21 protein-coding genes, 10 tRNA genes and 5 pseudogenes are annotated in these 20,788 nt (G+C 40.3%); 3 read left to right on the plus strand and 33 right to left on the minus strand.

Features of this window, described 5'->3' with window-relative positions:
* Nucleotides 1-92: 92 nt before the first annotated feature.
* From JCM19043_RS11415 to acpS, 28 genes and pseudogenes are all read right to left on the minus strand, one after another.
* Nucleotides 93-169: transfer RNA gene (locus JCM19043_RS11415), tRNA-Ile, on the minus strand.
* A gap of 4 nt (nucleotides 170-173) precedes the next feature.
* A tRNA-Gly gene (locus JCM19043_RS11420) sits at nucleotides 174-246 on the minus strand.
* A gap of 12 nt (nucleotides 247-258) precedes the next feature.
* Nucleotides 259-335: transfer RNA gene (locus JCM19043_RS11425), tRNA-Arg, on the minus strand.
* A gap of 57 nt (nucleotides 336-392) precedes the next feature.
* Nucleotides 393-479, minus strand: a tRNA-Leu gene (locus JCM19043_RS11430).
* Nucleotides 480-507: 28 nt separating this feature from the next.
* A tRNA-Lys gene (locus JCM19043_RS11435) sits at nucleotides 508-580 on the minus strand.
* A gap of 98 nt (nucleotides 581-678) precedes the next feature.
* A tRNA-Gln gene (locus JCM19043_RS11440) sits at nucleotides 679-753 on the minus strand.
* Between the two features lie 7 nt (nucleotides 754-760).
* Nucleotides 761-837 (minus strand) — tRNA-Asp (locus JCM19043_RS11445).
* 14 nt (nucleotides 838-851) lie between these two features.
* Nucleotides 852-926, minus strand: a tRNA-Glu gene (locus JCM19043_RS11450).
* A gap of 19 nt (nucleotides 927-945) precedes the next feature.
* A tRNA-Ser gene (locus JCM19043_RS11455) sits at nucleotides 946-1,036 on the minus strand.
* A gap of 4 nt (nucleotides 1,037-1,040) precedes the next feature.
* Nucleotides 1,041-1,115 (minus strand) — tRNA-Asn (locus JCM19043_RS11460).
* 208 nt (nucleotides 1,116-1,323) lie between these two features.
* A pseudogene (locus JCM19043_RS11465) lies at nucleotides 1,324-1,796 on the minus strand (SprT family protein).
* Between the two features lie 101 nt (nucleotides 1,797-1,897).
* Nucleotides 1,898-4,081, minus strand: a complete 2,184-nt coding sequence (locus tag JCM19043_RS11470; protein ID WP_062322650.1) for a Tex family protein — start codon at nucleotides 4,079-4,081, stop codon at nucleotides 1,898-1,900.
* A gap of 98 nt (nucleotides 4,082-4,179) precedes the next feature.
* A complete protein-coding gene (locus JCM19043_RS11475; RefSeq protein WP_062322652.1) occupies nucleotides 4,180-4,788 on the minus strand; it encodes a SpoIIE family protein phosphatase in 609 nt (202 codons plus the stop codon).
* A pseudogene (gene sigB / locus JCM19043_RS11480) lies at nucleotides 4,788-5,578 on the minus strand (RNA polymerase sigma factor SigB). Before sigB ends, JCM19043_RS11475 begins: the two are co-directional and overlap by 1 nt.
* Nucleotides 5,550-6,026: an anti-sigma B factor RsbW gene (gene rsbW / locus JCM19043_RS11485; RefSeq protein WP_062322653.1), complete on the minus strand. Its 477-nt coding sequence runs from the start codon at nucleotides 6,024-6,026 to the stop codon at nucleotides 5,550-5,552. The pseudogene sigB and the gene rsbW overlap by 29 nt, the downstream one beginning before the upstream one ends.
* Nucleotide 6,027: 1 nt before the next feature.
* Nucleotides 6,028-6,383: pseudogene (locus JCM19043_RS11490) on the minus strand (STAS domain-containing protein).
* Nucleotides 6,384-6,431: 48 nt separating this feature from the next.
* The gene (locus JCM19043_RS11495) at nucleotides 6,432-7,442 is read right to left on the minus strand and encodes a PP2C family protein-serine/threonine phosphatase (protein ID WP_062322655.1); all 1,011 of its coding nucleotides are present in this window, start codon (nucleotides 7,440-7,442) and stop codon (nucleotides 6,432-6,434) included.
* Between the two features lie 20 nt (nucleotides 7,443-7,462).
* A complete protein-coding gene (locus JCM19043_RS11500) occupies nucleotides 7,463-7,864 on the minus strand; it encodes an anti-sigma regulatory factor (RefSeq protein WP_062322656.1) in 402 nt (133 codons plus the stop codon).
* A gap of 2 nt (nucleotides 7,865-7,866) precedes the next feature.
* Nucleotides 7,867-8,223: an STAS domain-containing protein gene (locus tag JCM19043_RS11505; protein ID WP_062322658.1), complete on the minus strand. Its 357-nt coding sequence runs from the start codon at nucleotides 8,221-8,223 to the stop codon at nucleotides 7,867-7,869.
* Between the two features lie 4 nt (nucleotides 8,224-8,227).
* Nucleotides 8,228-9,100, minus strand: a complete 873-nt coding sequence (locus tag JCM19043_RS11510) for an RsbT co-antagonist protein RsbRA (RefSeq protein ID WP_062322660.1) — start codon at nucleotides 9,098-9,100, stop codon at nucleotides 8,228-8,230.
* Nucleotides 9,101-9,383: 283 nt separating this feature from the next.
* Nucleotides 9,384-9,734 (minus strand): type II toxin-antitoxin system PemK/MazF family toxin, encoded by a 351-nt coding sequence (locus JCM19043_RS11515; RefSeq protein WP_062322722.1) that lies wholly within the window; start codon nucleotides 9,732-9,734, stop codon nucleotides 9,384-9,386.
* An 11-nt stretch (nucleotides 9,735-9,745) separates the two neighbouring features.
* The gene (locus JCM19043_RS11520) at nucleotides 9,746-10,003 is read right to left on the minus strand and encodes a hypothetical protein (protein WP_062322724.1); all 258 of its coding nucleotides are present in this window, start codon (nucleotides 10,001-10,003) and stop codon (nucleotides 9,746-9,748) included.
* Nucleotides 10,004-10,181: 178 nt separating this feature from the next.
* Nucleotides 10,182-10,574: an alanine racemase gene (locus JCM19043_RS17745; RefSeq protein WP_231631528.1), complete on the minus strand. Its 393-nt coding sequence runs from the start codon at nucleotides 10,572-10,574 to the stop codon at nucleotides 10,182-10,184.
* Entirely contained in the window at nucleotides 10,571-11,287 is a 717-nt protein-coding gene (gene alr, locus JCM19043_RS17750) for an alanine racemase (RefSeq protein WP_231631529.1), read from the minus strand. Before alr ends, JCM19043_RS17745 begins: the two co-directional genes overlap by 4 nt.
* Before the next feature lie 63 nt (nucleotides 11,288-11,350).
* Nucleotides 11,351-11,920, minus strand: coding sequence for a hypothetical protein (locus JCM19043_RS11530; RefSeq protein ID WP_062322662.1), 570 nt, complete (start codon nucleotides 11,918-11,920; stop codon nucleotides 11,351-11,353).
* Nucleotides 11,896-12,351 (minus strand): hypothetical protein, encoded by a 456-nt coding sequence (locus JCM19043_RS11535; protein WP_156321405.1) that lies wholly within the window; start codon nucleotides 12,349-12,351, stop codon nucleotides 11,896-11,898. Before JCM19043_RS11535 ends, JCM19043_RS11530 begins: the two co-directional genes overlap by 25 nt.
* A gap of 20 nt (nucleotides 12,352-12,371) precedes the next feature.
* Nucleotides 12,372-13,862, minus strand: coding sequence for a bifunctional ADP-dependent NAD(P)H-hydrate dehydratase/NAD(P)H-hydrate epimerase (locus JCM19043_RS11540; protein ID WP_062322665.1), 1,491 nt, complete (start codon nucleotides 13,860-13,862; stop codon nucleotides 12,372-12,374).
* 46 nt (nucleotides 13,863-13,908) lie between these two features.
* Entirely contained in the window at nucleotides 13,909-14,265 is a 357-nt protein-coding gene (acpS, locus tag JCM19043_RS11545; protein ID WP_062322667.1) for a holo-ACP synthase, read from the minus strand.
* Between the two features lie 134 nt (nucleotides 14,266-14,399).
* Between acpS and JCM19043_RS11550 the strand changes: the two genes are divergently transcribed.
* A complete protein-coding gene (locus JCM19043_RS11550; RefSeq protein ID WP_062322669.1) occupies nucleotides 14,400-15,185 on the plus strand; it encodes a rhomboid family intramembrane serine protease in 786 nt (261 codons plus the stop codon).
* A gap of 214 nt (nucleotides 15,186-15,399) precedes the next feature.
* On the opposite strand, the gene JCM19043_RS18925 is transcribed toward JCM19043_RS11550, so the two are convergent.
* The 4 genes and pseudogenes from JCM19043_RS18925 to JCM19043_RS11565 all read right to left on the minus strand — a co-directional run bounded on the left by JCM19043_RS18925 (nucleotide 15,400) and on the right by JCM19043_RS11565 (nucleotide 18,584).
* Entirely contained in the window at nucleotides 15,400-15,777 is a 378-nt protein-coding gene (locus tag JCM19043_RS18925) for a DUF4351 domain-containing protein (protein ID WP_307725277.1), read from the minus strand.
* Nucleotides 15,760-15,942: pseudogene (locus JCM19043_RS18225) on the minus strand (Rpn family recombination-promoting nuclease/putative transposase); the annotation flags it as partial. The pseudogene JCM19043_RS18225 and the gene JCM19043_RS18925, both read right to left, overlap by 18 nt.
* A 346-nt stretch (nucleotides 15,943-16,288) precedes the next feature.
* Nucleotides 16,289-16,711, minus strand: a complete 423-nt coding sequence (locus JCM19043_RS11560; RefSeq protein WP_369676416.1) for a cytidine deaminase — start codon at nucleotides 16,709-16,711, stop codon at nucleotides 16,289-16,291.
* Nucleotides 16,712-17,113: 402 nt separating this feature from the next.
* Nucleotides 17,114-18,584: pseudogene (locus JCM19043_RS11565) on the minus strand (DEAD/DEAH box helicase).
* 475 nt (nucleotides 18,585-19,059) lie between these two features.
* On the opposite strand from JCM19043_RS11565, the gene JCM19043_RS18230 reads away from it, so the two are divergent.
* Together JCM19043_RS18230 and JCM19043_RS11575 are read left to right on the plus strand one after the other, a co-directional pair.
* On the plus strand, nucleotides 19,060-19,374 hold the full coding sequence (locus JCM19043_RS18230; protein ID WP_062322675.1) for a DegV family protein: 315 nt from the start codon (nucleotides 19,060-19,062) through the stop codon (nucleotides 19,372-19,374).
* Nucleotides 19,349-19,930, plus strand: a complete 582-nt coding sequence (locus JCM19043_RS11575) for a DegV family protein (protein ID WP_255349962.1) — start codon at nucleotides 19,349-19,351, stop codon at nucleotides 19,928-19,930. Before JCM19043_RS18230 ends, JCM19043_RS11575 begins: the two co-directional genes overlap by 26 nt.
* Nucleotides 19,931-20,020: 90 nt before the next feature.
* Here the strand turns inward: JCM19043_RS11575 and JCM19043_RS11580 are convergent, their stop codons facing one another.
* Nucleotides 20,021-20,743, minus strand: coding sequence for a carboxylesterase (locus JCM19043_RS11580; protein WP_062322679.1), 723 nt, complete (start codon nucleotides 20,741-20,743; stop codon nucleotides 20,021-20,023).
* Nucleotides 20,744-20,788 lie beyond the last annotated feature (45 nt).

Raw genomic sequence — 20,788 nt, forward strand, 5'->3', positions numbered from 1 at the left:
CAATACTTTACTCTGGTTTCAAGCACTAGCTTGTCTTACTTTATTTCTTAACATTACTGTGTGTGTTATTCAGTTTTCAATGGTCAAATAAATGGTGGGCCTAAGTGGACTCGAACCACCGACCTCACGCTTATCAGGCGTGCGCTCTAACCAGCTGAGCTATAGGCCCATAATGGAGCGGGTGAAGGGAATCGAACCTCATCATCAGCTTGGAAGGCTGAGGTTTTACCACTAAACTACACCCGCATCAATCTATTATGGCGCGCCCGAGAGGAGTCGAACCCCTAACCTCTTGATCCGTAGTCAAACGCTCTATCCAATTGAGCTACGGGCGCTAAATTTGCGACGTTAACTATTATATTATGTTTAGCACCGAAAGTCAAGAACTTTTTTGGTGCGGTCGAGAGGACTTGAACCTCCACGGGTTATTCACCCACTAGGCCCTCAACCTAGCGCGTCTGCCATTCCGCCACGACCGCTTAATAAGCAAGGTCAAGAATAAAAAAGTGAGCCATGAAGGATTCGAACCTTCGACCCTCTGATTAAAAGTCAGATGCTCTACCAACTGAGCTAATGGCTCATTATTTCTCTGAGAAACATGGGTAAGAAATAGAAAACCTTCAAAACATGATGTTTTAAAGGGATCAGCATTCTATCTTAATTACTCAAAAAATAAAATGGCTGGGCTAGCTGGATTCGAACCAACGCATGACGGAACCAAAAACCGTTGCCTTACCGCTTGGCTATAGCCCAATAAAAATGGCGGTCCGGACGGGACTCGAACCCGCGACCTCCTGCGTGACAGGCAGGCATTCTAACCAACTGAACTACCGGACCAATATAAAATTAGATGGTGACCCGTACGGGATTCGAACCCGTGTTACCGCCGTGAAAGGGCGGTGTCTTAACCGCTTGACCAACGGGCCATTAATCTCAAAAAATCAATGGCGGAGAAGGAGGGATTTGAACCCTCGCGCCGCTTACACGACCTACACCCTTAGCAGGGGCGCCTCTTCAGCCACTTGAGTACTTCTCCGAAATGGCTCCACAGGTAAGATTCGAACTTACGACCGATCGGTTAACAGCCGATTGCTCTACCACTGAGCTACTGTGGAACAATATTAATTTGCCGCATCAGCGACGTTTAATAATATACTATATATGAAGTAAGTTGTCAACAACTTTGTTGAAAATTGTTTTTCTTTATCACTTAACTCTATTTGAACCATCGCGCTTGCGACCTAAATAAAATTACCATATTTAGCTCGTATTCGTCAATAGGTTTTTTATAAAAACTTATTCTTTTTTACTTCCCTCATTCATTTAACGTTGAAGGACTTGTTCTGTTAAGCGCCCTTCACACCGACCACAACGATAGCGGTCAGGATTCATTCGCTTTCGTCTTTCATAGTTTTGCCCACATGACAGACATGTATACAAATAACGCTTATGTGAGCGCACACGTTGTTTACCTACTAATGAAGGCAACATTTGACAGTGCGGGGTGCGCCGGTTTGTTTCATTAACATTTTAAAGTCCCGATCTCGGTGTTGATAGCCTTTATTCTCTAGATGTAGGTGGTAATGACATAGTTCATGTTTCACAATACCTTTTAATTCGTCTAACCCACACTCTAACAGATACTTAGGATTAATTTCAATATGATGCGTTCTCAGTAAATACCGTCCACCCGTTGTTTTAAGTCGCGAGTTAAACATCGCCTGATGACGGAACGGTTTATTGAAATATGCACGCGACAGTTCTTCTACAAGTTGTTGCAATTCTTCATTCGTCATTCATCTCACCTATTTCATTATAATCAGCACACGGATTAAATAATCCGCATGCTTATTATACGTCTCTTCTATAGTTTATCTCCGCTACTTATTTTCAGTACTCATTCTTTCACTTGTTGATCTGGTTGAATCATCGTTAACGCAATACGCCCTTTTTGCGTATCTACACTATCGACCCATACAGTGACAACATCCCCGACAGAACAAATATCCATTGGATGCTTCACAAAGCGATTGGCCATTTTTGAAATGTGAACTAACCCATCTTGTTTCACGCCAATATCAACAAACACACCAAAGTCAATCACGTTCCTTACCGTGCCTTCTAACTCTAGCCCTGGTGTTAAATCTTCCATCGATAGAATACTCTTCTTCAATAGTGGCTGCGGAAAAGCATCACGTGGATCGCGTTCTGGGCTCTTTAATGCTTTGATGATATCTTGTAGCGTCAATTCACCTATCGATAATGTTTCAGCCGTTTGTTTAATATCAAGTACATCAAGGTCTTTAATGAGTGTATCTTTCGCTAAATCTTTGGTCGTATACCCCATTTGTTTCAGTAATGCTTTTGTTTCCTTATAACTTTCCGGGTGAATCGGCGTCCGGTCTAATGGCTCTTTGCCATCTAATATCCTTAAGAAGCCAATACTTTGCTCGTATGTTTTCTGTCCGAGACGCGGAATCTTCTTTAATTCCGTGCGCGAGTTGAACTTTCCTACTTCATTCCGGTAATTCACAATATTTTTAGCCACAGTCTTACTTAATCCCGACACATACTGTAGTAAAGATTCAGACGCGGTGTTAACATTCACACCGACTTTATTAACCGCCGTCTCAACAACAAAAGTTAAAGCTTCATTCAAACGTTTTTGACTGACATCATGTTGGTATTGACCAACACCAATCGATTTTGGATCAATCTTGACTAACTCAGCAAGCGGATCACTGACACGTCTCGCAATGGAGACCGCACTTCGCTCTTCGACTTGGAGGTCAGGAAACTCTTCTCTTGCCAGTTTTGATGCTGAATACACACTTGCCCCCGCTTCGTTCACAATAAGGTAAGGCAAGTCTAATTCACTATCATTGATCACATTAGCGATAAATTGTTCCGTTTCTCGTGACGCCGTTCCGTTACCGATGGCGACTAAATCAACATCAAACTGCTTAATATAGTCTAGCACCGTTTTCGTTGCACCCGACACATCTTTACGAGGAGCCGTTGGATAGATAACCCCTACTTTTAACATTTTACCCGTTTCATCGATGACCGCTAGCTTACAACCCGTTCGAAAAGCTGGATCGACCCCAAGAATTGTTCGGCCTTTTAATGGCGGTTGAAGTAACAGATTATTTAAGTTTTTACCGAAGATATCAATCGCTTGCTCTTCTGCTTCTTCTGTTAATATTGAGCGAATCTCACGTTCAATCGACGGGGCCATTAAACGCTTGTAGCTATCACTAATGGCTGTTTCTAAGAAAAACGCCACATCCGGCGTTGTTTTTCGTTGAATGACCTGACGCTTAAGATCTGTTTCAATTCGATCGACAGGCGCACTCACACTTACTCTAATAACGCCTTCTTTTTCTGCACGGTTAAATGCTAGTACCCGGTGACTCACTAATGTTTTAATCTTTTCTTCAAACGCATAATACATTTCATAAACTTTTTTCTCATCAATCGTCTCATCTTTTATTGCCGTTTCAATCTTACCGTCTGTTAACGTCAGCTTACGAATGCGTTCACGGTAACTCGCTTCATCACTGATCCACTCAGCAATAATATCATTCGCTCCAGCCAAACAATCCTCTACCGTTAATAGTTCATGTTCCTCATTGATATAGGCATGTGCCGCTTGATTTAAATCAGACAATGTTTGATTTAATATCGCCTCAGCAAGTGGCTCCAAGCCTTTTTCTTTTGCGACTGTCGCTTTCGTCCGACGTTTTTGTTTATAAGGGCGATATAAATCTTCAAGACGTTGTAGCTGTGTTGCCCGCTTAATTTCGTCTGCCAATTCTTTGGTTAACTTATCCTGTTCATCGATGAGGCGCAGTACTTCTTCTTTCCGCTCTTCTAGTTGCGTTATGTATTGATACCTATCTTCAATCGCTTTTATTTCAACTTCATCTAAACCACCGGTTTGTTCTTTACGATACCGTGCGATAAACGGAACGGTATTCCCTTCTGTTAATAACCCAATGACTTCTTTTACTGTCGCTTGATTAATTTTCACATCTTTTGCGACCATATCTAATAAATGGCTAGCTAATTCTACTGTCATTTGACATTCCTCCAGTTCTCACTCTTTATTTTACCAAACTTTTTAAAAAACACAAAAGGAGCAAAGGTCTCCCTTCACTCCTTAATAAATGCGTTCTATTATTGCCCTTGATTCGGTAAGTACTTCAGAACAACTAACGTTGTATCATCATCGCGTTTATGAGCCATCCTGTCATGAAACTGATCGGTCACGTCATGTACATCATCTAATTGAAATAACACATGTGACAGTTCTTTCGCATGTACACCATCAGAGAAGACGGCGAATAACGTTCCTGCCTCAAGCCGATCACGTACTTCTTTCATCTTGCGCGGGTACACACCGAGATATCCTGAGATTGGTATGTTTCGCTTTTTTAGTGTCGCTTGATCAATCGTCATAAGTCCGATATTACCGATAGATGTATAGGAATACACCTGTTCATGATAATCAAGGCGCAATATCCCTAAGACGACGCCACGTTTACCAATAAGCGCGTGATTAAGTAACTTCACGAGAGCGTCACCTGTGGCGTTAGGATGTTCCTTTATTGTATCAATCACGGCTTGTGACGATTCCTTTGCGACTTCCCCCGAACCTAAGCCATCCGCGACGACACAAAGAAATCCCTCGTTTGTTTCGGTATAGTAATAGCTATCGCCACAATAATAATTCCCTACTTTCGCTTTCTGGTACACCGAAATATGAACGTGGTCAAAAACTGTCATTAGTCATTAACCCCAATCCCATCCGCTTGCAGTGCTTCACGCAGCTTTAACAGGGCACGTCGTTGAATCCGCGATACGTGCATCTGAGAAATATCGAGTAAATCACCCGTTTCTTTTTGGCTCTTATTTTCAAAGTAGGTGTATTGTAAAATTTTCTGTTCACGCTCGGTTAAGATTGGCAAGACTTTCTCTAACAACATGCGTAAGTCCGTTTGATCAAATGCCTCATCTTGTTGACCAATTAAGTCAAGAATCGATACCGTTGAACCATCTGAATCTGCTTCAATCTTTTTATCAACAGAAAGTGCTTTATAACTTTGACCCATTTCCATCGTTTCCAACACTTCTTCTTCTGTTACTTCGAGATAGTCGCAATGTCTTTAACCGACGGTGAGCGTTGATTGATTGTCGTCAATTCTTCTGTTGCTTTTTTAATTTTCGGTCCAAGTTCTTTAATACGACGTGGAACGTGAACACTCCATGTCTTATCACGAATAAATCGCTTGATTTCCCCAATAATTGTAGGGATCGCGAAAGATTCAAAGGTTTTACCTAATGTCGGGTCATAACGACGAATCGCCGCTAGTAACCCAAGCATCCCTACTTGCACAAGATCTTCATGAATGGAATTGTTTTTCGCATATTTTCGTGCAATCGAACGAATAAGATCTTGATAGGTTAAGACGATTTTTTCTTGAATTTCTTCATCTCTGGGATTCTTTTGTAGGTGTGCAATCCATTGGTAAACCTCATCTCCACGCTTATTGACTGGTTGAGATTTGGTCGTCATCAATGCCCACCTCATTTGTAGGAAGATTTTTCGTCATTAACACAATGACGCCATAGTCACTTTTAATTTCTACTTTGTCCATTAATGCATCAATAAGAAATAGTCCAAATCCACCTTCACGTAAATTTTCAATCGGTTCTGATTGTCGATACGGTCCAGTTTGCTGTTTCACTTCGCTTAAATTAAAACTCCCACCATGGTCTGCCACCATGACTTCTAAACGGTCACGATATAAACCAAAACCTACCGTTACTTCTCCGCCTTCATTCTCTTCATACGCATGTGTGGTGGCGTTCGTCATGGCTTCAGAAATAGCTACTTTTAGATCTTCAATATCCTCATAGGTAAATCCCATGCGGTTAGCAATTCCAGAAACACTTAGACGAATCACCCCAACATATTCTGGTTTGGCCGGTAACTTCATCTCAATAAAATCAAAATGTTCCATTCTATTCTCCACCCCGTATTGTTGTGTCAATCTCAATAATTGAGTCTAAACTCGTTATTTTAAATAAGCGGTGTACCCGTTCTTGTAGATTCACGAGTGTTAATGTTGAGCCATGTTCTTTTGCTGATTTTAATGCACTAATAAAGACACCTAACCGGTTGAGTCCATGTAAGTCACATCATTTAAATCAACAATGATTTTTTCCGTTTCCTTGGCTGTTGCTGGTAAAAGTTTTTCTTTTAATAAAGGAGCCGTGTACGCATCAATTTCTCCCTTTACGGTTAATACTGTTTGATTGTCTGTTTCTACGACATCAATTGATAAATTAATATTCATTCTGTACCTTCCTTCCGCCATGTCAATTGCTTTATGTATTACCCTAATTCGTTAAAGAGTAAACACACTTCACGTTTCTTTTTTTAGAATAATCAACGTGAAATCGTCTCGTAAATGAAAATCTTGTAGGCGTTCAAAATGTTTATACACCTTCTCTACCGCTTCTTGAGCCGGAAGGTGTAAGTAATGTTCAATGACTTCTAATACTTCATCTCGTTCAATAAAGCGGTCGCCTAAATGACATTCTGTCACCCCATCGGTAAGCAGAATAATCGCATCTCCATCATGAATAGTGACAGCTTCTTCATTATAACGCGCATCCGAGGTCGCCCCAAGCACAAGCCCTCTCGCCTTAATTTCACTGAATGATTCTGTCTTATTAAAATAGAAAAAACCTGGCTCATGTCCCGCCGAACTAAAACTAAACGTATGATTGTTCGTATTATACAAACCATAAAACATCGTAATAAACATACTCGTATCTACATTACGCTCAACGACCCGATTAAGACTTTCTAATATTTGGGCGGGTTGTCTTAATTGTTCAGGAAAACTATCCATGGAATACTTAATCATTGACATCGCAAGCGCCGCTGGCACACCTTTTCCAATCACATCAGCTAAAGCGATGCCGAGCGTCCCATCAGACCCTTCAATAAAGTGATAATAATCGCCATTCATTTGATTGGCAGGGACACTAATGGCCCCGATATCTAAACCAGAGATGGTCGGTTTCTTCGTCTGAAGGAGGGTTTTCTGCATATTCGCCGCAACTGATATTTCAGATTCTAGCGCTGATTGTTTTTCACGTAATGACTGGTATTCTTGCAAGGCTAGTCCATACGAAATCATCGCCTCCAAGAGGAAATTGAGCGAATCACTTACCTCTTGTTGTAACTCTGGATACAGTTCTTTTAGCGCCTCAATGTGTACATGAATAATTTCTTCAGGTGAAACATTATGTTGAACGGATAGCTTACTGAGTTGTTCCGCTTGATAGAGTGCTGTTTCATCATGCGTCAATAAGTATTGTTTCAACAATTTTCGATAATCATCTAAATCTAATCGTTCTTTTTTCACCTGATCACCCCCCTATTAACTTATCTTACCCATTTAACCGCAGTAATTTCTGTTCCTTCACCCCACTCGGAGTTGATTTCAAATGTATCCATAAGGCGCTTGACACCAGGTAAGCCCGCACCTAATCCACCCGAAGTTGAATAGCCATCTTGCATGACTTGACTTAAGTCACGAATCCCTGGTCCTTCATCAACCGCGACGATTTTTAAACCTTTTTTATCTAAGTGATCAATCGTCTCAAAGTAAACTTTACCGGTGCCAGCATACAGATAAATGTTACGGGCTAACTCAGAAATAGCTGTCGCAATTCGTGCTTGGTCAACGGTCCCAAAGCCGAGTTCCTTTGCTTTTTCACGCCCTAATTGTCTCGCACCAACGATGTCCCACTCTTGTCGTATATTTACACAGGGCTTCAATTCCATCATTACCCCTCCAGTTCCTGGCGAAGTTTTATCAACCCTTGTTCTAAATCTAAGGCCGTTTGAACATCTTGCATATGGATGCCAAGTTCAATTAACGTCATAGCGACCGCAGGTTGAATACCGGTTAGAACTACTTTCGCTCCCATCAAATCAGACATAGTCACCACGTCACCAAGTACTTTGGCAATAAATGAATCGATGATATCGACACTAGTTAAATCAATGACGACACCTGTTGCACCGCTTTTATGAATCTTGTTCAGTAAGTCTTCTTGAAATTGAATCGCTGACTGGTCATCTAAATCAATCTGAATAGAAATAAGTAAATAGTTATGCAGTTTCAAAATTGGAATTCGCATGTGTTCACCCCTTTGATAGTTGATTCATAATGTCTTCTACAATGGTTTCTTGTTTCTTTTCGCGATGAATCGTTCGTCCTGTTAATTCTAATGCGGTTTCAAATCCTTTACGCAACGATGATTTGGTTGGGAATTTCCCTAAATCAATACCGAGATTAACAATGGTTTGTGCAATTTCCGGTCGAATACCGACAAGAATACACGTTGAACCAATCAAACGTACCGCCTCTGCTGCTTGAATAATGTGATGGGCGACCATCGTATCAACAACCGGTACGCCAGTAATATCAATCAACACAACTTCAGCATTATGTTTAATCACACCATCTAATAGATTTTCCATAATCTGTTTCGCTCGTTCGGTATCAATCGTCCCGATGAGCGGCATAATGGTAATATTTCGCATGACCGGAATGAGTGGCGCGGATAACTCTTGAAGTGCAACTCGCTGAAGTGATACGGTATGCTCCCAACTGCCGGAGTATTCATTCACTAATTTATTAATGATCGGATCCACCCAAGTATCCACTCGATCTAAGATAATCGAAAAGAAATCGGTATCAATTTGATCATGTTGACTCAAGACAAAATCAATGGTCACTCGACGGAACGTTTGCAAACCGTCCGTTAAGTAACTAAGTGGCCAACCTAAGTTCACTAATCGTTCTGAAAATGATTCTAATTCAGTCGTCAAGCCTCCGCCATTTCCTAGACTATCAAAAATGACATTCACAAATTCTCGATTCGTACTTTGAAATAACTCATCAGAAATCGATGATGTATAATCATTTTGACGATTTTCTGATACGATTTTTAGCCAATTTTTTATAATAATATCGCTATTATCCAACACGATTCTATCCACGCGTTTCGGCACATCTATTACCACCTTTTCATATAATATATGTATGTTGCAAAATACATTAAAATTTCTTCCGTATCTCTACTTTACCATTAATTGAGTCAAAAAAACAAAACATCCAAATTAAACCTCTTATCCTCTATTTTACTAAACTTTCAGTTATTTTAATAGTCATTAGCATGTTTTCATTCTGTTTGGCACCTTCTACTTATTAATAGTTGAAGGATACACCACCTTTTGATCAATTAAAAAAAAGCACTTGCCAACTTCTAAGTTAAGAGACAAGTACTTCCTTTCCTTAAATATTTGCTAGACCGACACTAATCTCTAACGCTCGATCAATTTTATCCATCATCGGTTGATCGAGATGGGTGATTTTATCTGTTAAGCGTTGTTTGTCAATGGTGCGAATTTGTTCTAAAAGAATCACAGAGTCTCTTTCGAAACCGTATTTTTCCGCATCAATTTCAACATGGGTCGGTAATTTAGCTTTTTGAATTTGGGCGGTAATAGCTGCGACAATCACCGTTGGACTAAATCGATTGCCAATATTATTTTGTATAATTAACACCGGTCTGGTCCCTCCTTGTTCTGAACCAACGACCGGTGAAAGGTCTGCAAAATATACATCACCGCGCTTTACAATCAAAGTCAATCGCTTTACACCCCACTCACTAGGCGCTCTGCCTCCTGTTCAACTAAAAAGGCTTCTGAAGCGATGGTTAAATTAATTTTGGCCATCTCTAAATAGCCTTGTCTCATATCCTCACGGATCTGTCTTTCTCTTCGTTCTTCGAGGTAGCACTTTGTTGCTTTAAATATTAAATCTTCAAAGTTACACTGTTCTTCTGTCATTACACCCTTGACTTCATCCATTAAATAGTCAGGTAATTTGACAACAACTTCCTGCATGTCCATTGACAAAACCAACACCTCCAACACGATTCCTGTTCAATTATGATCCCTTTTATCATATCATCTAAGCGCCTAGAATTAAAGGTGTAATTGACAGATATTTAAAATTTATTCGTGGAAAAACATAGATAAAACCTTGATTTCAAGAGGTTTTGCCCTTTTCTGAGCATCCGTACCTACTTTAGTTATGGTACCGTCGCGGTAATCGTGCAGTAAGTAAACAACTGACTTCATAATTAATTGTGCCTAAATGTTCAGCCACTTCTTCTAAGGTAATCCTATCTTCCTTATCCAATCCAATAAAAGTCACTTTCGTCCCAACAGGATAAGCTCTATCTAATTTTACCATGCATTGATCCATACACACCCTACCGACAATCGGCATCCGTTTCCCATCAATTAAGACATCGAAATTTTGAAACCTTCGTTGAATTCCATCTCCATAACCGATGGGGATGGTGCCAATCCATTCATCGGCCTTTGTTTCATACGTCAGTCCATAACTAATCATCTCTCCTTGCGGGAGTTGTTTTACATGAACTAATTGGGTCGTTAAAGACAGTGCCGGTTTCAATTCAAAGGGGGATGATCTCTTAAATAGATTGACGGATACAAACCATACATCCCAATGCCAAATCTTACTGCATCATACATGTCTGACGGAAACTGCATACTAGCGGCACTATTGCCAGTATGATAAATAATCGACTGTTGATACCGCTGTTTAATCGGTTGAATGAGCTCACGGTAATGCGCCTCTTGATAACGGTAGTAAGCATCATCAGCTGCATCCGCTTGAGCAAAGTGGGTAAAGACACCGGCAACGTTAAATAACGGATCATCAACCGCATCTAAAAAGACGGACACATCTTCAACAGTCCTTAAACCGAGACGCCCCATACCGGTATCTAACTTCATATGCAGACTTAGTTGCTGGGTGATATGTCGCTTCGCCTCTTCTAACCAATCAAGTTGAAAAGCTGTTAGTTGAATGTCTAACTTTTCTGCCTCACCACTAAAAGCTGGATCGGTATATCCCATGACGAGAATAGGCGCATCGATCCCCGCTTCTCTTAATATGATAGCTTCTTCTAATATCGCAACACATAAAGCAGATGCACCCGCGGCTAAAGCTGCTTGCGCTACTTCAACACTGCCGTGACCATAGCCATCCGCTTTAACAACGGCAAAAATCTCGGTCTTTCTTGGTAACTGGCTCTTTAACAACTGAATATTCTCTTTAATGGCATGTAAATCAACGATGACTTGTGCATTTCGGTACTGCATTGTTTGACTTCCTTTCTCACTATTACTTCAATTTCTAAAGATTGACTCCTGCATTTAATTTTATTATTTATTTTCTACCCATTCAACAGATGTCGCGATGGCCTCTTTTTCTTCTGGCGTTAGGCTGTCTGAGGCAATATAAAACTCAGTCGTTTCATTCGCCCATACAAAGCCAGCATCATCACTCATAAACGACGCGCCATCTTTAATGACTGATAAGACATCTGCAACACTACTTGTCTGACTTTTGTTCACTTGAATAAGCGTAAAGGGTTGATCTCCCGTATAGCTCATCATAACAACGCTTTTGCCATTTACCAACCGTTCCTCTGTCTCATCTAACGCTTGATTAAAGGTTTCTGTCGGGTAATACCAACCAGAGGTTTCGTCTTCCTGTTGTTCTTCGGTCTCTACTTCGTCATCACGCGGACTTTCTTCTTCCAGCACAACGTCAAACAAATCTGTTTCAAAGTCAGGTGTGACCGTAATCGACTGAAATTTTACTGACACGTGTTTTGTTTCAGCTTCATTTGTTACGAATACTTCCACCGGTAAATATGTCTCTTTATCAAACGTTAATGTTTGTATCGTTAGATCTGGGTCTTCCTTTAGCGGTGCCTGAATCGTATACATATATGTGTCATCATTTTCTTCAAATTGCGCTTCTGGATAGCTTTTAATGTGTCTATTACAGAAGACAACAAGTAAAGTTGGGGCCGGTCATGAGGCCAATCCATTCGAAACGGTTCTGGTGTTTCATTTTCTGTTAATAAGTATACCCCATCCGCATTACGGACTAACGTTTGTTTTAACCCTCTCGCTTCATCAGTTAAATCGACATGATAAAAATCATCCGATCGACTGACACGAAGTAACACATGCTCTTCTCCACTTGCGGTGAGCACTTGCATATCGGCTTCCGCTTGATAAGTCGTTAAGTTCTCACCTACTTCAATGATTTCTTCAAACACATCCTCGGCATCCAGAGACTTACAACCAACCAACAACAACATAAATATAAAACTACTTAATAACATAATCCGTCGTCGTTCTATGATGTCCACGTCCTTTACCTATTAATCACTTAGGCAGGATTTTCGATAAAGGTTCGATAAGCCTTGCTTAGGCTATCTACTACATCTGTTGGGGTTATATCAAAAGCGGTAAAATCTTCTCTTACAGCAATGTCACTCGCATATCCGTGTAAGTATACAGCATTACAAAGACCTGCCAACACCGTCTCATCTTGCATTATACGCACACACGCTATGCCACTTAAAATGTCTCCACTGCCACCTTTACTTAGTGCTGAATTCCCCGTTGTATTAATAACTTGTTCACCCCTCGGTGATGAGATAATCGTATGGGTGCCTTTTAACACAAGATACACCCCGTGTTCTTGTGCAAAAGCTTTTGTCAATGTAAAAGGATCGTTTTTAATCACATCTACTGAGAACCCTGTAAGTCTGGCGAATTCCTTAGGATGAGGCGTTAGTATCGTCGGTCCCTGCCGTTCTTTTAGACGACTGATGTCACGCGCTAACAACGTTAATCCATCTGCATCAATAAGGAGTGGGACCTCTGTTTTTAATATTTGGTAAAACAGGGCTAGTTTTTCATCAGTTAATCCAAACCCCATACCAACAGCAATGGCTTGGTAGTTAGATAATAACTGTGGCGTAAGTTCATCATGTGAGCGGTACATCACTTCATGTGGTAACTGCAAGAAAGGACGCGCTGCTTGTTCTGTCATAACCGACACGAGCCCAGCACCAGATTTTAACGCGCCACGTGCACTTAACTGAATCGCCCCTGGCATATCGACACTACCGCCAATAAGTAAGACGTGACCATAGGTGCCTTTGTGTCCAAACCGCTCCCGCTTTTTTAACGTTTGTTTAACGTGACACACCTGCCAAATCGTTCGGCTAATTTTATCTAATTCACGTGTAGGTAAGCCGATAGAAACAATGGTTAACTCACCATAATAGGGGGCGGTTTGCTCGATATACGCGGTCACTTTAGGCGCTTCAATCGTCACTGTTTTAGTAGCTTTTACGACAGCACTCATTGATCCGATTGTTTCACTGACACCACTTGGAACGTCAATACTATAAATAGGGGCCCTCGCATCATTCATCAGAGCGACATATCCGTGCATCGGTTCGCGCATCGGTCCAGTATACCCTGTACCAAATAACGCATCAATAATGACTGTTGCTTCATGTATATATTGTACGGCATCAGGAAAATCATAAATGATGTCAACATTAAACCGCTGCATGACGTTTAAATGCACATTCGCTTCTCCTGAAATTTTATCATTTGTGACCGTCTGAATAACCGTTACCATATAACCCCTATTCTTTAGCTCGCGCGCCACAACAAAACCATCGCCGCCATTATTGCCTGGCCCAACAACGACAACAATACGATCACTTTTTATGAGATCTTGAACCATTGCCTCAACAATCGCGCGCCCGGCATTTTCCATTAAAACTTCTCCTGGCATATGATAAGCATTAAACGCCAACATATCCACTTGTCGCATCTCTTCACTCGTCAAACACTTCATTCGCTTCCTCCTGCCTTTACTGTAATTTATGTCCTAACGACCTGTATTATGATTCTAAGACAACATTTGCGACAGCTGACGTATGACTATGGGAGATAGAAACATGTACCTTGTACAAATCATCACCGATAAAGTGCAGGGCAGGTTTACCAAGAGCGTCATTTAAGATTGAAATGTCACTAAAACTTAGTTTCCCTAGCCCTGTCCCTAATGCCTTTCCAAGTGCCTCTTTGGCCGCAAAACGGCCGGCCACAAATTCCGCACGCCGATTGTCTGATGTTAATGTCCAGTATTTTTCTTGTTCCTTCACTGAGAGTACTTTTTCAATAAACCGGGGATTACGTTTGATCAATATTTTTATTCGGGCTATTTCAACGATATCTATGCCAATGCCTCTAATCATTTTTGTCACCTATTCTTCTATAAAGTATAAATTTTTTCACACTTATAGTATATCAGATTTGCAAGTTGAGCGTTTATTTCGGTATACTTCTTTATAGGTTAACAATTGATTTTGAAGAAGAAAAGGAGCCTATTATGTTTTTTAGAACTGAATCGTTACGTGATTTTTTCAGATATTACCCGGTCGTTTCCGGCATTATCATTATTCAAGTCGTTATTTGGTTACTTATGTATTTTGAAACATCTCTTGGTTTTATCATTTTAAATGAAGGGATTGGAATGAATGCGCTCGTTGGGCAAGGCGAATATTGGCGTTTAGTCACCCCAATTTTCCTTCATGACTGGCAAGGTATTACCCATATTCTCTTCAATTCCTTTGCTCTTGTCTTATTTGGCCCAGCTCTTGAACAGATGTTAGGTAAAGTGAAATTCGTCGTACTCTATTTAGGTGCGGGTATTTTCGCGAATGTGTTCGATTATTTAATCGCCATGGATTCGACGACTCTCTCACTCGGAGCTAGTGGGGCTATTTACGGAATGCTTGGTCTGATTGTCTACATGATTTTCTTCACACCTGGACTTATCGACCCCGCCAGCAGACAATTAGTCTTAACTTATGTGATGATTGGTTTAGTCATGACCTTCATTCAGCAAAATGTCAGCATTCCCGGTCACGTGTTTGGCTTAGTCGGTGGTTTTAGTTTCGGACCACTTCTAGTGAATAACGTCAACCCCTACCGTCGACCTAGACCACGTCCTAGACGCACACATGCAAGTGGGGTTAACTTCGATCCTAACCGCTGGCAAAGACGTCGCCGGTTTAAAATGAATGGCAACGTCTCAGCTATCCTCTGGTGGGTGTTGCTTATTTTAGCCGTTGTTGGTTTATTAGGACCTGTTATTTTACCGTTGTTAAGATAACGACACAAGGGATAAAACGCCTTTCTAATCCCAATCGATATGTAAAAAGAAAAAAATTAGCGCCATCATGACGACGTATCTTTAGACAGAAAAATAGCCCTCTATATCAAGTTTCTACTTGGTACAGAGGGCTATTTATCTCCTATCAGATTGATAATCGAACACTTAAACCTTCAGGATATATTAACCAATTCATACACATCGTATGGTTTTGTTATAAGTATTTATTCAAGTCTTTTGCCGTTTGGATGTCATCCAAATTCACCGCAATTGTCTGGAGCGTTTGTTCATCTGACATTTTTATTTTTTCTTGTAAACTTTCGGGTATATGAGTGAATTTTTCACTTAGGATTGTCAACAACATGTTCACCATGCCTTCTCCTCTGCCTTCTTCTCTACCTTCTTCTTTAAGTACATCAGCAATCGTCTTCATGCGTTCACTTCCTTTCGGATAAGTCTTTTCTAATGTCTTGACTATATCACGGATATCGTGTTTTGTGAATGCATCACTGGCACTAAAAACATAGCGCAACAGCGTTTCGACATACGCTATCGCGGTCTCTTCTTTCTCTAGTGCGCGTAACGCCTCCATCGCCTTAAAAATTGTTTGTTTTAATTCTTCGGGATTTTTTGTATAGATATCTCTAAGTAGGCTAAATAATATTTGTAACTGGGCGACGCCTTTTATGTCTTGATCGGAGTAGGTCGACAAATCGTACAAGATATAATGAAAATTTGGGACGACTTGTTTTAACTCTTCCGGAAGGAAATCAAACCCTTCATCTGTGCGTGAAAGACACGGATTTAAGAGAAGTAAATAAAGCCTTTAACCGTAAGGTTAAAACGTGACGCTAGCCACCGACTGGCGCACTCTCCGCCCTCGGTGGGCCTATTTCATGCATTCAGTGGCTCTAAACTCCGCTCAAGTGGCTCTTTTTGTCCGCAATATTCACTATACTTTACATCCCTTGCCTGGGGCTAAAATCAGGGGTCTGTCACTCTATGGTGACAGCTTCCCCCGAGGTCAAAAGCAAAAAAATCACCTCATAGGGTAACTGAAGAGGTGATTTTTATCAATCTTTATAATAAACGTTCAATCTTTTTCACATTTCTAAATCTGTGAATGCGTAAGGGAGCAAATCCTTTAGTGTCAATTCTAATATATCTTTATTTTCATTAGTTAAATAAACTGGCATTTCAGGTGAGCAAAATTCCGCTAAAACTTGTCTGCAAATACTACAAGGAGGAAGAAAATCTACCGTATCACCTGCAACAGCTATAGCCTGGAATTCACCCTTATTATAACCATTCGATATAGCGGTAAAAATAGCTGTTCTTTCAGCACAATTAGTTGCACCTAGTGAAACATTTTCTACGTTTACTCCATTAATTACAGTACCATCTTTTAGTAATAATGCTACTCCAACTGGGAACTTGGAATAAGGTACGTATGCCGTTACTTTCATCTTACGTGCACTTTCCATTAATAGCTCTTTATTCATATTTTTCACCCTTTTTCTAAGAATGAACTTTTTAAAAGTTCCCTTAACGTCAACAGTTTGTTGACAAGATTTCTAATTATATATATGAACAAGGTCTTTGTCAACACAACAGATGTAATAGAGTATACAATTTTACAACAGATCATTATCATATAACGCGCTTTAACTTTCTACAAGCAACAGCAAGATCATCTCTTTTTGTCGATTTTCACTTTCCCCTCACAGGTTTTTAATCTTTTCATGAAAAAACTCTCCTTCTATTAATTTTCATACCTTTTTCGGTGGATCATTTTTTGTTTTAAAAAGATGATGTAACCGTCTGTCTGAAGAATCATCTTTATATCTCTCATCTCGAATGACGTCATCGACCTAAAAACAAAGAAAAACGCAAGGACCTGTTTTAGATCAGATCCTTGCGCTTGTTTATTATGAATTTTGTTTATTTGAATTATTTGAACCGCGTTTGTTGTTAAACTTACGGTTACGGCCTTTACCTTTGTTGCGGTTAAAGTTATGGCCTTTATCACTGCCACCTTTACCGCGATAATTACCTTTACCTTTACCTCCACCGCGCTTCACGCTAAGTGGTGTAACAGATGATAAAGTCACCGGTGTTTGACGACGTGATTTTGACATAATCTTAAGTGCTGCCGCTACAAGTGTCACTGAATCATATTCATCTAGTAATTCACTTGCTGTTTCACGGTATTCGTCTAACCCTTGTTTTTCGATTGCACGCACAAGCTTATTAACTGCTAGCTGTTGTTGACCACGTCTAGCTTCATCATAGCTTGGTAATTGCATACGGTGCATTTTAGAATTTGTTGTCTTCTCAATTAAGTGAAGGTGTGACATTTCTCTTGGTGTAATAAATGACACTGCAACACCTGTTTTACCAGCACGGCCTGTACGTCCGATACGGTGAACATAACTTTCAGGATCTTGTGGAATATCAAAGTTATATACGTGGGTCACGTTCGAGATATCTAAACCACGAGCAGCAACGTCAGTTGCAACAAGAATCTCTACACGGCCACTTTTAAATTTACTTAACACACTCATACGCTTACCTTGTGTTAAATCACCGTGAATGCCTTCAGCTTTAAAGCCACGGGCTTGTAAGCCTTCTGTCACTTCATCTACACGTTTCTTTGTACGACCAAAGATAATCGCAAGTGATGGTGTTTGAATATCAAGTAAGTTCGTTAACGCATCAAATTTTTGTTTTTCATGCGCTTCAATGTAATGTTGTTCGATATTTTCAACAGTCATTTCTTTAGCTCTTACTTTGACTTCTTCAGGGTCACGCATCAATGTTTGCGCAATCTGACGAATCTCTTTCGGCATCGTTGCAGAGAAGAGGAGAGTTTGACGGTCTTCAGGGATTTGCTTTAAGATATCACGAATATCTTCGATAAAGCCCATGTTTAACATCTCGTCTGCCTCATCTAATACTGCGGTGTGCACGAAACGGGTATCAATTGTTTTACGACGGATATGGTCTAGTAACGTCCTGGTGTCGCTACTACACGTGTGGGCCATCTTTTAAACCACGGATTTGTCGGTCCATTGGTTGACCACCAAAGATCGGTAACGTGCGGATACCTTTAAATTTACCTAAACGGTGAATTTCTTCTGATACTTGAATCGCAAGTTCACGCGTTGGCGCAACGATAAGTCCTTGGATTTTGCGTTGGTTCTTATCGATTTTGTCAAGCATTGGAATACCAAAAGCGGCTGTTTTACCTGTTCCTGTTTGTGCTTGTCCAATAACATCTTTCCCTGCAAGTCCGAGCGGGATTGTTTGTTCCTGGATGGGTGTTGCTTCCTCAAAGCCCATCTTGTCGAGAGCCTTCATAATTACGTCTGAAATACCTAGTGATTGAAATGTTGCCAAAGTCATTCTCCTTTTTGTTTATATCTCATCGGAATCGTTACGACACGTTAACACTATTTACACGTTCAAATGAAAACGGCGTAGCTGATGTTAAATGTTTATCTTCATGTACTAGCTTACCCTTATTAATCATATTTACTACTAAAAGAACAGTGGTAAACTAATAAGTATCGGTGAAGACCAGCGTTATATTAACGTGAAAAAAAGCCGACCCTTAAAACAGAAGCGGCTTGGTTACGAGCATTCAATGGATATTGCTATCTTACCACACATACTTGATAAATTCTAGCACGAAAACTCGAGTTAACCTTTGATTTATCACGTTTTCATATTTCTTTCATTCCAATCAATAAAAATGTAACAGCTTACAACTCACTGTTAGCGCAAATCCTTGCAATTTATCGCATTCTCTAATATTATTATAGTCAGAATATTTTTTTTACGATTCAACAATATATGAGAGCTAGGTGATGAGATGACTATTCAATTGACAACCGATAGTGGTGCCGATGTACCAAAGCATTTACAAGAAGCGTGGGACATTAAAGTCGTATCCTTATTTGTACGTTTCGGTGAGGAACAATATAAATCAGAAGATATTACAACGAAAGACTTTTTAGAACGAGTATCAACAGGGAAAGTCTTCCCACAGTCGCTGCGCCTTCTCCACAAGACTATTATGATACTTTTAAAGCGATTGATCCGGCGAAGCAATCATTCATATAAGTTTATCAAGCGGCGTGAGCGCGTCTTACAATCATGCGGTGATGGCAAAAACGCAATTACTTGAAGAAGAACCGAACCGAGACATTTATTTAATCGATACAAAATCCGCCTCAAGCGGGATGATCTTAATGTTGGATGATGCGATTCAAATGATTGAGCAAAACATGTCAGCAGAAGACATTGCCCTTCATCTAGAAAGACGTGTCCCATACTTACGAACTGTTTTCTTGCTTGAAACGATTGACAACCTTATTCGCGGTGGCCGTTTGAGTCGTGCGAAGGGCGCCATTGCGAAAACATTAAATGTGAAACTCATTCTTCACGCAAGTGAAGAAGGAAAAATCGATGTTCTTGAAAAAGTTCGTGGAGCAAAGAAAGCGCATCGTCGTTTCCATGACCTTATTGGTGAGTATATTAAAGACCCAGCCGAAAAAGTTTTTGTGATGACACATGGCTATGCGAAAGAAAAATGCGATGACGTCTTAGACAAAGTCAGAGAACGTTACGCTTTTAAAGACGTATACCAAGCAGAAACCGGCCCAGTGATTGCTGCACACGCAGGTAAAGGTGCCCTCGTGATGTCATTCTTTAGTGATTTAACACACCAAGAAAAACATTAACAAGATAAAACCTTAACCCCCTGATGACTTTTATCAGGGGGTTATTTTCACTAGATGATCAGTACCTGCACCAGATAAGTTCCTCTAACTTTAAGTGGTATTAGCTTCTTTCTCTTTTCTTTCATGCGGCGCTTTCAACAAGTAGTCAAGCACACTTCCAACGACCACTTCTTGGTCATCCCCTAAACAAATCATATGTTTAGAGTCTAAATAGTAAATAACGTCAATATCGATAGGGATTTCTTTGTCTAACGCATGGGTTGTTTGGTAAGGGACAAGACCATCCTCCATTCCTTGTAATACGAGGGTTGGATTTTTAATCTCTTTTAAGTATGGTTCTGTCACTTTTACACATTTGACAAACTCTAAATAAGCTTTAAGCGGAATTTTACCTTGTTTATGATGATAATGTTTATAGGTGAAGTTCTCTTCTAGTTCACCTACCACTCGATCTTTTACGAGTTGTGTCACTTCTTTTGTCAGTTTTATCAGATTGAGATATTTACGAGAAGGGGACAACATCACTAATTTATCCGCCCCATATTTACCAGCCAAATACCCAGCAAGCATGCCACCCATGGAGAAACCAACGATATATAAGCGATCCACCTCTTGGTTTAATTTTTGGTAAGCTGTCTCTACTGTCTTAATCCACTCTTCATGTGTGTACGGTAACAAATCTAAATCTAATCCGTGTCCTGGTAAAGTAGGCACTTCTATTAACCAGTCGGTTGTTTCTTTTAACCTTTCGATTAAGGGTGCGAGTTCATGTGGCCCGCCAGTAAATCCATGTATAAGGAGAACACCAATCATTTCTTGACCTTCTTTCAATTGTCTGTTGTTAACTGACTGTCTACA

The organism is Halolactibacillus sp. JCM 19043 (genome assembly GCF_001310395.1).
Classification (GTDB): Bacteria; Bacillota; Bacilli; order Bacillales; family Amphibacillaceae; genus Halolactibacillus; species Halolactibacillus miurensis.